At 69.0% G+C, this 12,945-nt stretch carries 12 protein-coding genes; 2 read left to right on the forward strand and 10 right to left on the reverse strand.

What is annotated here, in order from left to right:
• Positions 1-11: 11 nt before the first annotated feature.
• The 3 genes from kdpB to A3Q7_RS20530 are packed head-to-tail and all read right to left on the reverse strand — an operon-like array spanning position 12 to position 3,942.
• Entirely contained in the window at positions 12-2,096 is a 2,085-nt protein-coding gene (gene kdpB / locus A3Q7_RS0109185; RefSeq protein WP_018411575.1) for a potassium-transporting ATPase subunit KdpB, read from the reverse strand.
• Positions 2,093-3,853 (reverse strand): potassium-transporting ATPase subunit KdpA, encoded by a 1,761-nt coding sequence (gene kdpA / locus A3Q7_RS0109190; protein ID WP_018411576.1) that lies wholly within the window; start codon positions 3,851-3,853, stop codon positions 2,093-2,095. Before kdpA ends, kdpB begins: the two co-directional genes overlap by 4 nt.
• Positions 3,853-3,942: a potassium-transporting ATPase subunit F gene (locus A3Q7_RS20530; RefSeq protein WP_018411577.1), complete on the reverse strand. Its 90-nt coding sequence runs from the start codon at positions 3,940-3,942 to the stop codon at positions 3,853-3,855. The genes kdpA and A3Q7_RS20530 overlap by 1 nt, the downstream gene beginning before the upstream one ends.
• A gap of 316 nt (positions 3,943-4,258) precedes the next feature.
• Between A3Q7_RS20530 and A3Q7_RS0109200 the strand changes: the two genes are divergently transcribed.
• Positions 4,259-4,993, forward strand: a complete 735-nt coding sequence (locus A3Q7_RS0109200; protein WP_040570898.1) for an alpha/beta fold hydrolase — start codon at positions 4,259-4,261, stop codon at positions 4,991-4,993.
• On the opposite strand, the gene A3Q7_RS0109205 is transcribed toward A3Q7_RS0109200, so the two are convergent.
• The 5 genes from A3Q7_RS0109205 to A3Q7_RS0109225 form a co-directional block, all read right to left on the reverse strand.
• Positions 4,965-5,222, reverse strand: a complete 258-nt coding sequence (locus A3Q7_RS0109205; protein WP_018411579.1) for a MoaD/ThiS family protein — start codon at positions 5,220-5,222, stop codon at positions 4,965-4,967. The genes A3Q7_RS0109200 and A3Q7_RS0109205 overlap by 29 nt on opposite strands.
• Positions 5,219-6,370 carry a beta propeller repeat protein gene (locus tag A3Q7_RS0109210; RefSeq protein ID WP_018411580.1) on the reverse strand — a complete coding sequence of 384 codons (1,152 nt, stop codon included), beginning with the start codon at positions 6,368-6,370 and terminating at the stop codon, positions 5,219-5,221. Before A3Q7_RS0109210 ends, A3Q7_RS0109205 begins: the two co-directional genes overlap by 4 nt.
• A 107-nt stretch (positions 6,371-6,477) precedes the next feature.
• Complete coding sequence (locus tag A3Q7_RS0109215; RefSeq protein ID WP_018411581.1) at positions 6,478-8,268, reverse strand: PQQ-dependent dehydrogenase, methanol/ethanol family; 1,791 nt, start codon at positions 8,266-8,268, stop codon at positions 6,478-6,480.
• Positions 8,261-9,220, reverse strand: a complete 960-nt coding sequence (locus A3Q7_RS0109220; protein WP_018411582.1) for a GNAT family N-acetyltransferase — start codon at positions 9,218-9,220, stop codon at positions 8,261-8,263. Before A3Q7_RS0109220 ends, A3Q7_RS0109215 begins: the two co-directional genes overlap by 8 nt.
• 130 nt (positions 9,221-9,350) lie before the next feature.
• Entirely contained in the window at positions 9,351-10,106 is a 756-nt protein-coding gene (locus tag A3Q7_RS0109225) for a siderophore-interacting protein (protein WP_018411583.1), read from the reverse strand.
• A 61-nt stretch (positions 10,107-10,167) separates the two neighbouring features.
• On the opposite strand from A3Q7_RS0109225, the gene A3Q7_RS0109230 reads away from it, so the two are divergent.
• On the forward strand, positions 10,168-10,674 hold the full coding sequence (locus A3Q7_RS0109230) for a MarR family winged helix-turn-helix transcriptional regulator (protein WP_018411584.1): 507 nt from the start codon (positions 10,168-10,170) through the stop codon (positions 10,672-10,674).
• Here the strand turns inward: A3Q7_RS0109230 and A3Q7_RS0109235 are convergent.
• Together A3Q7_RS0109235 and A3Q7_RS0109240 are read right to left on the reverse strand one after the other, a co-directional pair.
• On the reverse strand, positions 10,653-11,342 hold the full coding sequence (locus A3Q7_RS0109235; RefSeq protein WP_018411585.1) for a response regulator: 690 nt from the start codon (positions 11,340-11,342) through the stop codon (positions 10,653-10,655). The two genes, A3Q7_RS0109230 and A3Q7_RS0109235, sit on opposite strands and share 22 nt — an antisense overlap.
• A complete protein-coding gene (locus A3Q7_RS0109240; RefSeq protein ID WP_051079188.1) occupies positions 11,339-12,784 on the reverse strand; it encodes an ATP-binding protein in 1,446 nt (481 codons plus the stop codon). The genes A3Q7_RS0109235 and A3Q7_RS0109240 overlap by 4 nt, the downstream gene beginning before the upstream one ends.
• Between the last annotated feature and the right edge of the window lie 161 nt (positions 12,785-12,945).

Here is a 12,945-nt window from a genome sequence, read left to right on the forward strand (position 1 = left end):
GGTCCGGGTCCTCATACCAGGTTGAGCGCGCCGAGCGCGATATCGATGAGCTTGATGCCGGCAAAGGGCAGCAGAAGTCCACCCAGTCCGTAGATCAGTCCATTGCGGCGCAGCAGTGCCGAGGTGCCGAGCGGACGGTAGCGCACGCCGCGCAAAGCCAGCGGAATCAGCGCGACGATGATGAGTGCGTTGAACATGACGGCGGACAGGATGGCCGACTGCGCGGAATTCAGATGCATCAGGTCGAGCGCGGACAACTGCGGACAGGTGGTCGCGAACGCCGCCGGCAGGATGGCGAAGTACTTCGCCACATCGTTGGACAGGCTGAAGGTGGTGAGCGCGCCGCGCGTCATGAGCATCTGCTTGCCGATCTCCACCACCTCGATCAGCTTGGTCGGATTGCTGTCGAGGTCCACCATGTTGCCCGCCTCCTTGGCGGCCTGCGTGCCGCTGTTCATCGCCACCGCGACATCGGCCTGCGCCAGCGCCGGCGCGTCATTGGTGCCATCGCCGGTCATGGCCACCATGCGGCCCTCGGCCTGGTAGCGCCGTATCAGTGCGAGCTTGGCTTCCGGGGTGGCCTCTGCCAGCACATCATCCACCCCCGCTTCGGCGGCAATCGCGGCAGCGGTCATCGGGTTGTCGCCGGTGATCATGACCGTGCGTATGCCCATGCGCCGCAGCTCGGCGAAGCGTTCGCGCATACCGCCCTTGACGATGTCCTTCAGCTCGACCACGCCCAGCACCTGCGCGCCGTCGGCCACCACCAGCGGCGTGCTGCCGCGGCGGGCGACGTCCTCCACCTGCTGCGCGACGTCTTCGGCATAGCGTCCGCCGAGCGACTCGACATGGCGGCGCACCGCCTCGGCCGCGCCCTTGCGTATCTGTCGTCCCGCCCAGTTCACGCCGCTCATGCGGGTCTGCGCCGTGAAGGGCACGAAGCTCGCGTCATGCGACAGCAACTGACGCTCGCGCAGCGCGAACTTCTGCTTGGCCAGCACGACGATGCTGCGCCCTTCCGGTGTTTCGTCCGCCAGCGATGCGAGTTGCGCGGCATCGGCCAGCGCCTGTTCGCTCACGCCCGGCGCGGGCAGGAAGGCCGCGGCCTGGCGATTGCCGAGCGTGATGGTGCCGGTCTTGTCCAGCAGCAATACGTCGACATCTCCGGCCGCCTCGACCGCACGACCCGAGGTGGCGATCACATTGGCCCCGAGCATGCGGCTCATGCCGGCCACACCGATGGCGGACAGCAAGCCGCCTATCGTGGTCGGGATGAGACACACCAGCAGCGCCACCAGCGCGGTCACGGTAACCGGACTGCCCTGCCCGCCCGCCTGCACGGCAAAGATCGAAAACGGCAGAAGGGTGGCGGTTGCCATCAGGAACACGAGAGTGAGCGACACCAGCAGCAGGGCGAGCGCCACCTCGTTCGGCGTGCGCCGGCGGCGGGCGCCCTCGACCATGGCGATCATGCGGTCGAGGAAGCTGTCGCCCGGATTGACGGTGCAGCGCACGACCAGCCAGTCGGACAGCACGCGCGTGCCCCCGGTGACCGAGGAGAAATCGCCGCCAGCCTCGCGGATGACCGGTGCTGACTCACCGGTGATGGCGCTTTCATCGACCGATGCCGCGCCCTGGATGACCTCGCCGTCGCAAGGCACCAGATCGCCGGCTTCGATCAGCACGACATCGCCGACGCGCAGCGCCATCATGTCCACACTGTCCCGCGGCGCGTCATGCCGCGGCGCCCGCAGCTTCTTCGCGCTGCCGCGCTGCTGCAGGCTGCGCAGACTGGCGGCCTGTGCCTTGCTGCGCCCTTCCGCCAGCGCCTCTGCGAAATTGGCGAACAGCACGGTGAACCACAGCCACAGCGCATTGGCGCCGATGAACCAGGCAGGCGCCTCGCCGTTGCCGGTCAGCGCCTGCACCCAGAGCACGCTGATCAACGCGGCGCACAGCCAGACCGTGAACATGACCGGGTTGCGCCACTGCGCGGCCGGGTTGAGCTTGACAAGGGCGTCGCGTACCGCGCCGCGAACCAGCAGCGGGTCGAACAAGGGCGTGCGGACGGCGCGGGACGATGCGGGGGTCGTCATTGCGGGCTCCTCAGCGCGGCGGACAGATTCAGATGCTCGACCAGCGGTCCGAGCGCGAGCGAAGGCAGATAGGTGAGCGCGCCGACCAGCACGACGGTCAGCACCAGCAGCAGCACGAACACCGGTCCATGGGTTGGCAGCGCCGCCGACTGCAGGCCGGCTTCGTCGCGCCGTGCGCGGACCCGTGCCGCGAGCGCACCGGCCAGCGACAGCACCGGCACGATGACGGCAAAGCGCCCGAGCAGCATGGCCAGCGCCAGCGTCAGGTTGTAGAAGGGCGTATTCGCGGACAGACCGGCAAACGCGCTGCCGTTGTTGTTGGCCGCCGACGAATAGGCGTACAGCATTTCGCTGAAACCGGCAGCACCCGGGTTGAGCAGGCCGGCCCGCCCGGCTTCGCTGCCGGCGGCCACCGCGGTACCGAGCAGTACCAGCAAGGGCGTCACCAGAAGGGCAATGGACACCCTCTTCATTTCCGGCGGCGTGATCTTCTTGCCCAGGTATTCGGGCGTGCGGCCGGTCATCAGGCCGGCGACGAACACCGCCAGCACGGCGAACATGAGCATGCCGTACAGCCCCGAACCGACACCGCCGAACACCACCTCGCCCAATTGCATCAGCAGCAGCGCGACACCGCCGGACAGCGGCATCAGCGATGCGTGCATGGTGTTGACCGCACCGCAGGATGCAGCGGTCGTGATGGCGGCGAACAGCGCGCTGGCGGCGATGCCGAAACGCGCCTCCTTGCCTTCCATATTGCCGCCGGACTGCAGCGCGCCTGCCGCCTGATCGACGCCGAGCGCCGCGAAATGCGGGTTGCCGCCCTGCTCCTGGCTGGCGATCACGCCAACCGCGGCGACGAACAGCAGCGTCATGGCCGCCAGCAGAGCCCAGCCCTGCCGGCGGTCGCCGACCAGATGACCGAAGGCCATGCACAGGCCCGCCGGCAACGCGAAGATGGCCAGCATCTGCGCCACATTGGTCCATGCGCTGGGATTCTCGAACGGATGGGCTGAATTGGCGTTCATGAATCCGCCGCCGTTGGTACCGAGCATCTTGATCGCCTCCTGCGAGGCCACCGGACCCATGGCCAGGGTCTGGCTGCCGCGCACGCCGCCATCGGCCAACAGCTGCGGTTCGAGCAGCTTCACTGTCAGGTCGGGCGAAAAGTTCTGGATCACGCCCTGCGACACGAAGAACAGCGCGATGATCAGCGAGAGCGGCAGCAGCAGGTAGAGGGTGGTGCGTAACAGATCGACCCAGAAATTGCCGATGCCCGCCGCGCCGCTGCGCGCGAAGCTGCGCATCAGTGCGAATGCCACCGCGATGCCGGTCGCCGCCGACAGGAAGTTCTGCACCGCCAGCCCGAGCATCTGCGACAGATGGCTCATCGTGCTCTCACCGCCATAGGCCTGCCAGTTGGTGTTCGTGACGAAGCTCACCGCCGTGTTCAGCGCCAGATCGGGTGCCAGCGCGGAGAAGCCCTGCGGATTCAGAGGCAGCAGATGCTGCAGCCGCAGCAGCGCGAACAGAACGATGATGCCGAGCGCGTTGAACAGCAGCAGCGCCCCGGCATAGGCGCGCCAGCCCTGCTCCTCGCCGCGTACGCCGCACAGCGACAGCAGCGTGCGCTCGGCACCGGCGAACAGCGGCGGGCAGCCGCTGGCGATTACCGCCAGCCAGCGGCCGAGCGGCAGCGCGATCAGCCAGATCGCGGCGACGAAACAGGCCAGCAGCAGGCTCATCTGGGCGGTCATCAGAAGTCCTCCGCATGCCATAGCGCATGGATCAGATAGAGGCCCAGCGCCACCGCCAGTGCGCCGCAGATGAGATAGAGCGTGTTCATGTGCTTCTCCGGTAAGCGGACGTCTTCCCGGCGGGAAGGCGTGCGATGAACGAAAGCGTAGGCCGGGCGGGGGAAAGAAGGACGCAAAACTGCGCTTGCCGGCGTAAACGCGCCGTAAAGATCCGCGCAGCTTCGGGACGAGGTCGTGCGCACCCAACCGGCTCGAATCGCAGCCGGAATGCGCACGAAGCGCCGGCCTGCCTCATACTTCGCCGGCTGCATCACGCAGCGCGCTCCGGCTCACACCCGATGCCGCCGGGGCGATGGCTTCGTTCCGTCGGGCCTACACGGCCGCTCGCCGGCCGACACGCTGACCATGTCATCGACGATACCGCTCGTACTGCTGCCCGGCCTGGATGGCAGCGATGTGTTCTTCCGGCCGCTGATGGCGGCGCTGCCCGCGTGGATCACGCCGCGCGTCGTCACCTATCCGCGCGACGGCGACCAGGGCTACGGGCGGCTGTTGCGCCATGTGCGCACGCGACTGGCCGATCTGCCCGCCTACTGGGTGCTCGGCAGTTCCTTCGGCGGCCCGCTGGCGCTCAAGCTGGCCGCGGCCGAACCGTCACGGGTGCAGGGCGTGGTGCTGTCCACCAGCTTCGTGCGCGTGCCGCTGCCGGGACTGAAGTACCTGCGCGCGCTGGCGCAGCCGCCGCTGGTCTATGCGGTGCGCGCCGCGCGCCGCATGCCGGTGTGGTTCGGTCGCCAGCCGGACGACCCCTTCCGCATCGCGAAGGCGGAAACCTGGCGCCAGGTGTCCGCCCGCGAACTGTCGGCACGCGTGCGCGCCGTGGCGCGCGCCGACGCGCGGGCAGAGCTGGCGGCGAGCCGGCATCCGCTGCTGTGCATCGCGGCGGCGGACGACACTGTGGTGCCGGCCCGCAATCTGCACGACATGCTGGCATTGCGGCCGGACGCCGTCACCGCGACGCTGCCCGGGTCGCACATGGCGCTGTTTCACCATGGCGCCGACGCCGCCCGGGTGATCGGCGACTTCATCGTGCAGGCGCAGGACCGCGCCTTCAGCCGCCGCTCAGCGCCTGCACGATGATGAGTTCGCCGTCGTCCGGCATGCGCTGATCGAGATCGCGCACCTGGCGCCCATCGACGAAGAAGCGGATGTGGCGGCGGATGCGTCGCTGTTCGTCGATCATGCGGAAGGCGATGCCGGGATGCAGCCGGTCCAGGTCGGCCACCACCTCGGCCAGCGTGTCACCGCATGCCTCGGCATACGCGCTGTCGGTGTAGGAACGCAGCGCGCTCGGAATGAGCACCTTCATGCTTGCGCGCGCGCGGCAACCTCGACCGCATAGATGTCCGGCAGGTGGCGTGCAATGCATTGCCAGTGCTCGCCTTCATCCCGGCTCGCCCACAGTTCGCCCGAGGTGGTCCCGAAGTACAGCCCGACGACAGGCTGGCTGTCCGCGCTCATGGCCTGACGGCGCACCGTCCACCACGCCTGTTCCGCCGGCAGGCCACCGGCCAGGCGCTGCCAGGTCGCGCCACCATCCCGTGTCGCAAATACGGCCGGACGCCCGCCCGGGCTGGTGCGCGGCCACACCGACGTGCCATCCATCGGAAACACCCAGGCGGTGTCGGCGTCGCGTGGATGGACCACCATGGGAAAACCGACATCGCCCACGCCGGCCGGCAGGCCTCCGCCGATGCGGCGCCAGCGCGTGTCCGGCCGGTCGATGCGGTAGATGCCGCAGTGGTTCTGCTGGTACAGACGATCCGGATTCGACGGACACAACCGTATGCAGTGCGGATCGTGAAAGGTGGGCTGGCTGGCGTCGAAGCCCTCCACCACCTGCAGACCGTCGATCAGGGTGCGGAAGCTGCGGCCGCCGTCGACCGATTCATGCACACCGCCGCCGGACATGCCGAAGTACAGATGCGCGGGATCGCGCGGATCGACAATGATCGAATGCAGCTTGGGGCCGTCCGGCGTACCGTCCTGGACCGTGCCCATCCAGCTTCGATAGTCCGGGTCATCGTTCACCGGCGAGAACGGCGCCCAGGTCTCGCCGCCATCGTGCGAGCGGAACAGCCCCTGCGGACTGGTGCCGGCGTACCACACGCCCGGCTCGCTGGCATGGCCCGGCGTGAGCCAGAAGGTATGGTCCACGCTGCGCCCGCCGCCGCCCTCGACGCGGGCGAATGCCGGTGGCCGCGCCGCCTCGCGCCAGCTCAGCCCGGCATCGGTGGAGCGGAACAGGGTTGGCCCGAGATGGCCGGTCTTCGCCGCCGCGAGCAGCGTGCGGCCGTCGCGCGGGTCGAGCACCATGTGGTGGATGATGTGGCCGAGAAAGTGCGGACCGTCCACGCGCCAGCGGCTGCGCGCGGCGTCGGCGTGATAGAGCCAGGCGCCCTTGCGGGTGGCGACCAGCAGCGTGACGGCCACATCCGGATCATTCGCTGACGACATCGGTGTTTTCCTCCCTCTGCATGACGGGCGACGGCCCCTCCGCCGCCTGATCGTGAGGTCGACGAAGCAGGTCGGGCGATTTCGACAGCGCGGGCGCCACGCCGATTTCAAGGCCGGTCCGGCAGCGCGAACACCGCCAGTTCGCCACCCTGCCCGGCCCCGCCAACCGCCGCCATGCGTGCGATGCCGTCCGGATCCGCCGCGAGACCGCCCACACCGGCATAGACGCCGATGTACTGGCGGCCGTCATGCATCCAGGTCGTCACATTGCCGACGATGCCCGATGCCAGCCGTGGCGAGGTCCAGAGCAGGCGGCCATCGCGCGCATCCACCGCCTTGAGCTCACCCTCCAGCGTGCCGTAGAACACCAGCCCGCCGGCGGTGGCCAGCGCGCCGCCCCACAGCGGCAGGCGCTCGTCGCGCGACCACACCGTGCGTCCGCGCAGCGCGTCCCAGGCGATCAGCCGGCCCATCGCCTGCTCGTCGCCCGGCACCGCGCGCATGTGGATGTCGGCGCCGGTATAGGGCTGGCCGGCGGTGTAGCTCACCTGGAATACCTCGTTGTCCATGCACAGATGGACGGTAGGCACGAAGAACAGGCCGCTGTCCGGCGCATACGCCGCCGGCGCCTGGTTCTTGGCACCTATGGTGGCGGGACAGATGCCGCGCGTCGTATCGTCGGTGCCGGTGTGCTGCGGCGAACGGGCCGGTTCGACCTGCGGCCGGCCGGTGAATGGATCGACATGGCTGGCCCAATTCACGGCGGCATCGAACTTGTCGGCGCGCAGCAGCGCCCCGCTGGCCCGGTCCAGCAGATAGGCGAAACCATTGCGGTCGAAATGCGCCAGCAGGCGGCGCGTCCGCCCCTGTCCATCGTCGGCGTCGAACAGGATGAGCTCGTTCACGCCGTCGTAATCCCACTCGTCGTGCGGCGTCATCTGATACACCCAGCGCACCACGCCGGTGGCGAGGTCGCGCGCCCACAGACTCATGCTCCAGCGGTTGTCGCCCGGGCGCTGCACCGGGTTCCACGTGGACGGGTTGCCGCTGCCGTAATACAGCAGGCCGAGCGCGCGGTCGCGGGCATACCAGCCCCAGGTGGTGCCGCCGCCCTGGCGCCACTGGTCGCCCTGCCATGAAGACAGCGAGGAATCGCGCCCCACCGGCCGCATGCGCCCGTCGCGCCAGGTCATGCTGCGCTCGGGATCCATCAGCATGTCGGCATCCGGCCCGGTGCTGTAGCCTCGCCAGAGGCGTCTGCCATCCTCCAGCGCATAGGCGGTGATGTGGCCGCGCACGCCATATTCGCCGCCGGCGATGCCGGTCACCACATGGTGGTCGAACACATGCGGCGCCTGCGTAGCCGTTTCGCCCAGCGCGGGATCGCCATTGTTCGCCCGCCAGCGCACGGCGCCGGTGCGTGCATCCAGCGCCACCAGCGTGGTGTCGGTCTGCTGCAGCAGGATGCGTCCCTCGCCCTCCGCGGTGCGCCCCCAGGCCAGCCCGCGGCTCACCTTGTCGCAGCACAGCGTGGCAAGCGCACGTGCGTCCTGTTCCGGCAGGTACTGCCAGACCAGGGCGCCGGTCGCCGGATCGAGCGCCTGTACGCGATTGGGATAGGGGGTGTGCAGATAGAGCAGGCCATCGACCATCAGCGGTCCGCCTTCATGCCCGCCCGGCACGCCGGTCGGCCGGCGCCACGCGAGCTGCAATCCGGCGACATTGCCGCGGTCGATCCGGCGCAGCGCGCTGTAGCGCCAGTTCTCGTCATTGCCGGCCTGCGCGGACCAGTCGCCCGATGGCGCGATGCGCGCACCGTCGGTCGCGCAGCCGGCGAGCGCCACGGCCGCCAGCGCCAGCGCACTGACCGCCGTCCACGATGGCGATGATTCAGTCATGCATGCCCGCCAGTATCCATTCCTGTCCCCCCAGTCCCGCCTTGTAGCGCATCAGCCCCGGTGTGTGGATGGCACTGTGCCCGCCCAGATCCAGATGCGCGATGCCGCGCTCGCGCAAAAGCTCGAGCGCCGACCACAGCAACGCATTGTTCGCGCCCAGCCGACGGCCGGCTTCGCTGTTCCATGCAATCTGGTAGGTCGCGCCCCGGCCATGGCACAGCAGCGCGATCAGCGCGCACGGCTGCTCGCTGTCGCCGGCTCGCGCCTCGCCGATCAGCAGGCTGCCGGCCTTGGCGTAATCGAGCAGCAGACGATTCAGTTCCGCCTGCGCCGGACCCCGATAGCCCACCGCTTCGCGATGCGCCAGATGGCGTCGCAACAGGTCGGGCAGACGCGCCAGCGGCTGCGGCCAGTCCAGATGCAGGCGGCCGTCCGCCATCGCCGCATGCGCGCGATCGAGCACCTGTCGCCAGCGCGGCAGCAGGCGGCGCCGGCATTCCGCTGCATCGTCGACGGACACGATATAGGTGGCGTAGGGAAGGTCGCCGGCCGCGCGGCAACCCGCGGCGTGCAGCAGTGCGGACGTTTCGTCGCCATGCGGCAGCTCGGGCAGTATGCGGCGGCGGCGGCCCGGGCGGCGCGGCCAGCGCCGGTCGAAGGCACGGAAGAAGGCCGGCGCATGCGCCCTGTCGGCCACGCCCGGCAGCCACAGCGGGCCGCGATCGAGCACCACAGCGCCAAGCAGGCCGGCCAGCGCATGGCGCTCGAGCACCTGCACCACGGCCAGCTCGTCGTTGCCGTCGCGCAGCAGCCCCCAGCGCGGCTGCAAGCCCTGGGCGCGCGCCATCGCCCGACCGTACGCAGCATCCTGCAGCAGATTGGGCCGGGCCAGACGGGCATAGCGCCGACGGTAGTCGTCGAAATCCAGATCGAAATCCAGAAGCAGGGACATCGGACACAACGGTCGTGGCGGACAGGACACGCACTTTACGTGGCTCGCCCACCGCTCGCCAGCGGCACGGTCCGCGCGACCGGAGCGATCACGGTCAGGGCGGGCGATCGGCGCGCCCCGACCGATGGCATCACTCGGCGATCGTTTCGTGGAAGTCGGCCACGCCACGGCGCCAGTAGGCGGCCACCCGCATCGCGTGGCGCGGGATGCCGCACTCGCCCGCAAGCATGTCGCGCACGCGCTTCATCAGCCCGGTCTCGCCCGCGGCCCAGGCGAATCCGTCGCCGGCCAGCGGCGGCAGCGCGCGCAGCGAGGCGAACAGGTCCTCGTCCGATGTGAGCCACTGCACGTCGGCATCGGTCTGGCTTGCAAGATCGATGCGCGCCGCCTCGTCGGGTACCCGCAGCCGCACGATGGCGCGGCTGTGCGCCGGGAGTTCTTCCAGCCGTCGCGCGATCGCGGGCAAGGCCGACAGATCGCCGATCAGCAGATGCCAGTCCAGATCCAGCGGCAGGATGCGCGAACCACGCGGCCCGGCCACCGTCACCACCTGACCGACCTGCGCCTGGCGCGCCCAGTCGGACGCCGGTCCATGCTCGTGCAGCGCGAATTCGAGCGCCAGCGTCGCCGCGACCGGATCGCAGGCACGCGGCGTGTAATCCCGCTTCACCGTGTCGCCCTGCGCGGTCCGGAAAATGAACTTCACGTGATCGTCGAAGGACAGGGACACGAAGCCTGCGAGCGACGGGCCGGTGAAGGTGACGCGCAGCAGATGCGGACCGAGCTGCCGTACATCCGCCACCGTCACCTCGCGCGCCACCACTTCATGGCGCACACGCTGCACGCGCGGCTCTTTGCGGAGGATCGATTCAAGCCATTGTTTCATGATTGCTCCTTTTAGTAGACAATATCCACAATCAACCAATTAATTGACTTTGTCAACTAAAATGAAGGTCTCCGCCGATTCCGTACTGGAAACCCTGCATGCCGTGATGCATCTGTATCGCTCGCTGCGCCACGGTGCTTTGCGCGACGACCCGAGCGGGCTGACGCAGATGGAACTGCGGGCGCTGTCCTTCTTCGTGCGCCAGCCGGGCGCCACGCTGAGCGATCTGGTCGCTCATTCCGGGCGCGACAAGGCGCAGCTCGCCCGGCTCATCGCCGGTCTGAAGGAAGGCGGCTATCTGGTCGCACAGGCGGACGGCGGCGACCGGCGCAGCGTGCGGCTGGCGCCGTCCGCGCAGGCCTTGCAGGTATTCGCGCGGGTGCAGAAGGAAAACGACAGGCTGGCCGGCATCGCGCTGCGCGGCCTGGACGCGGACCGTAAGGCGCAGCTCAGCGCGCTGCTGCAGGCGGTGCGAAGCAACCTGCAGGCGGAACTGGATGCGGTCGCCCCGGCGGGCGAGGCGGACGACTCACCGCGCAGGCGTGCTCATGCGCCGTCGAAGCGATAGCCCACGCCATAGATCGAACGTATCGGCTCTTCGCCCGGCAGCACCCGTTCCAGCTTGCGGCGCAGGTTCTTGACATGGCTGTCGACCGCGCGGTCGCTGATCGCGCGCTGGTCGTCATGCAGATGGTCCAGCAACTGGTCGCGCGAGAACACGCGCCCCGGTGAAGCGGCCAGCACCGCGAGCAGGCGCCACTCGAGCGGGGTCAGATCGAGCAGGACGCCATTCACCGAAGCGGTCATGGCGGTACGGTCCATGTGCAGGCCGGACGCGGCCGCAGCCACCGCGACGCGCGGCCGGCGCAGGATCACCTTCACCCGCGCCACCACCTCGCGCGGACTGAATGGCTTGCACACATAATCGTCGGCACCCGCTTCCAGCCCGATCAGCCGGTCCACTTCCTCGACCCGGGCGGTGAGCATCAGGATGGGCACGTCGCTGAAGCGGCGCAGCGCGCGACACACCGACAGGCCATCCAGTCCGGGCAGCATCAGATCCAGCACGATGAGGTCGGGCGGCTGCGCACGCACCCTGGCCTCGACCTCATCGCCACGGTCGACAATATCGGCCTGCATGCCGCCGGCGACCAGGTAATCGCGCACCAGCGCGGCGAGCCGCGGTTCGTCCTCCACCACCAGGATGCGCGGCATGCGCTCGCTCCCGCTCGTCATGCGACGGTCGCCTGGCCACCCGCCGGCAGCCGGATATCTATCCAGACGCCGCCCAGCGGCGACCGATGCGCGCGGATACGTCCGCCATGCGCCTCGACAATGCTGCGGCAGATGGCCAGCCCCAGGCCGGTGCCCCCGGTGGACCGGCCGCGCGATCCCTCGACACGGTAAAAGCGTTCGAACAGCCGCTCCAGCGCCTCGTCCGGCACACCGGGCGGCGTATCCATCAGGTCCAGGCACACCTCTTTGCCGCTGCGATGCAGCCGCACCCGCACCTCGCCACCGGCATCGGTGTAGCGCAGTGCATTCACCAGCAGGTTGTGCAGCAGTTGGCGCATGCGGTCGGCGTCGGCGAACACGACAAGCGGACGCTGCGCCGCTTCGAAGGTGAGCGCAAGACCGCGCTCGCTCGCGGCATTGCGCATGACGCTGACCTCGTCCACGATCAGTTCGACCAGATCCATGTCGGATTTGCGATAGCTCAGCGCGCCGATATCGGCCAACGCCAGCACATGCAGATCGTCGACCAGCTTGCCGAGTGCCGCCACCTCGCGCTGCAGTGCGCGTATCAGGTCCGGCGTGGCGGCGCGCACGCCATCCTCGATCGCCTCCAGTTCGCCGCGCAGTACCGCCAGCGGCGTGCGCAGTTCGTGCGACACATCGGCCATGAAATCGCGGCGCGCCGCTTCGGTGCGCTCCAGCTTCAACGCGAGCTGGTTGAAATCGTCGGCCAGGCGTCCGATCTCGTCGTGCCGCGCGAGCCGGAGCCGAGTGTCGTAGGCGCCGGCCGCCAGCCGGTGCGTAGCCGCCGCCATGTCGCGCAGCGGCGCGAGCAGGCGACGCGCGGCCCAGGCCGCGATGAGCGCTGCCATGGCCAGACCGAGCAGACCGGCGGCCAGGCTCACGCGGTGCTGTTCGCCGAGAAAGTTCAGCGCAGCGCTGTCGGTCGCGCTCTGTATGGTGGCAATGGTGACCCAGCCCACGGTCTGCCCCTCGACCACGATTTCCCGCTGTTCGCTGTCGGCCAGGGTGAGCGGAAAGCCCATCACGTGCTGGCGCTGCGAGTCGAGCAGCGCCATGCGACGCCCGGCGCCGAGCAGGTCGGACGCCATCATTTCGCGCCCGCCGGCGCTGCGCGTGCCATCGGCCGGCAGCAGGCGTTCCACGCCCACCAGGCCGAACCACACGTCCGGACGGTCGCGCACGAAATCCCAGCTTCCGTTTCTCGCATAGGCGTCGCGCAGCCGCGGCACCGCCGCCTCCATGCGGGCAACCGCCTGTTCGTTCAGATAGCCGATGAAGCCGCGGTGAAAGCTCCACTGGGTCGCCACGCTCACCGCGGTGGTGACCACCGTGGTGGTGGCCAGCACGGCAATGAAAATCTGCGCGGTGATCCCGGGGCGACGGAGCCTGGACAGCAGGGAGGTCAGTGCGTGCGGCATGCGCGGTCGGGAGGCGGTCGTCATGGTCGCGGCGGACGCCATCCGGCGCGTCGCTGGGCAAGGGACAGGCATTTCAACACCGGTGGCGGTCCGCGTTCAAGCATCCGCCGGGCGATGCACGCATACACATTCTCCAAATTTGCTCCACATTTGCCGCCGAA

Origin of the sequence: Methyloversatilis thermotolerans (genome assembly GCF_000372885.1) — a bacterium.
Taxonomy (GTDB): domain Bacteria; phylum Pseudomonadota; class Gammaproteobacteria; order Burkholderiales; family Rhodocyclaceae; genus Methyloversatilis; species Methyloversatilis thermotolerans.

Excerpts from the sequence above, each read along its gene's own strand:
- A3Q7_RS0109225 (WP_018411583.1), bottom strand. The coding sequence starts at position 10,106 with ATGAAACAATGGCTTGAATCGATCCTCCGCAAAGAGCCGCGCGTGCAG.
- kdpA (WP_018411576.1), bottom strand. The coding sequence starts at position 3,853 with ATGACCGCCCAGATGAGCCTGCTGCTGGCCTGTTTCGTCGCCGCGATC.
- A3Q7_RS0109220 (WP_018411582.1), bottom strand. The coding sequence starts at position 9,220 with ATGTCCCTGCTTCTGGATTTCGATCTGGATTTCGACGACTACCGTCGG.
- A3Q7_RS0109210 (WP_018411580.1), bottom strand. The coding sequence starts at position 6,370 with ATGTCGTCAGCGAATGATCCGGATGTGGCCGTCACGCTGCTGGTCGCC.
- A3Q7_RS0109240 (WP_051079188.1), bottom strand. The coding sequence starts at position 12,784 with ATGCCGCACGCACTGACCTCCCTGCTGTCCAGGCTCCGTCGCCCCGGG.
- A3Q7_RS0109205 (WP_018411579.1), bottom strand. The coding sequence starts at position 5,222 with ATGAAGGTGCTCATTCCGAGCGCGCTGCGTTCCTACACCGACAGCGCG.
- A3Q7_RS0109200 (WP_040570898.1), top strand. The coding sequence starts at position 4,259 with ATGTCATCGACGATACCGCTCGTACTGCTGCCCGGCCTGGATGGCAGC.
- kdpB (WP_018411575.1), bottom strand. The coding sequence starts at position 2,096 with ATGACGACCCCCGCATCGTCCCGCGCCGTCCGCACGCCCTTGTTCGAC.
- A3Q7_RS0109230 (WP_018411584.1), top strand. The coding sequence starts at position 10,168 with ATGAAGGTCTCCGCCGATTCCGTACTGGAAACCCTGCATGCCGTGATG.
- A3Q7_RS0109235 (WP_018411585.1), bottom strand. The coding sequence starts at position 11,342 with ATGACGAGCGGGAGCGAGCGCATGCCGCGCATCCTGGTGGTGGAGGAC.
- A3Q7_RS0109215 (WP_018411581.1), bottom strand. The coding sequence starts at position 8,268 with ATGACTGAATCATCGCCATCGTGGACGGCGGTCAGTGCGCTGGCGCTG.
- A3Q7_RS20530 (WP_018411577.1), bottom strand. The coding sequence starts at position 3,942 with ATGAACACGCTCTATCTCATCTGCGGCGCACTGGCGGTGGCGCTGGGC.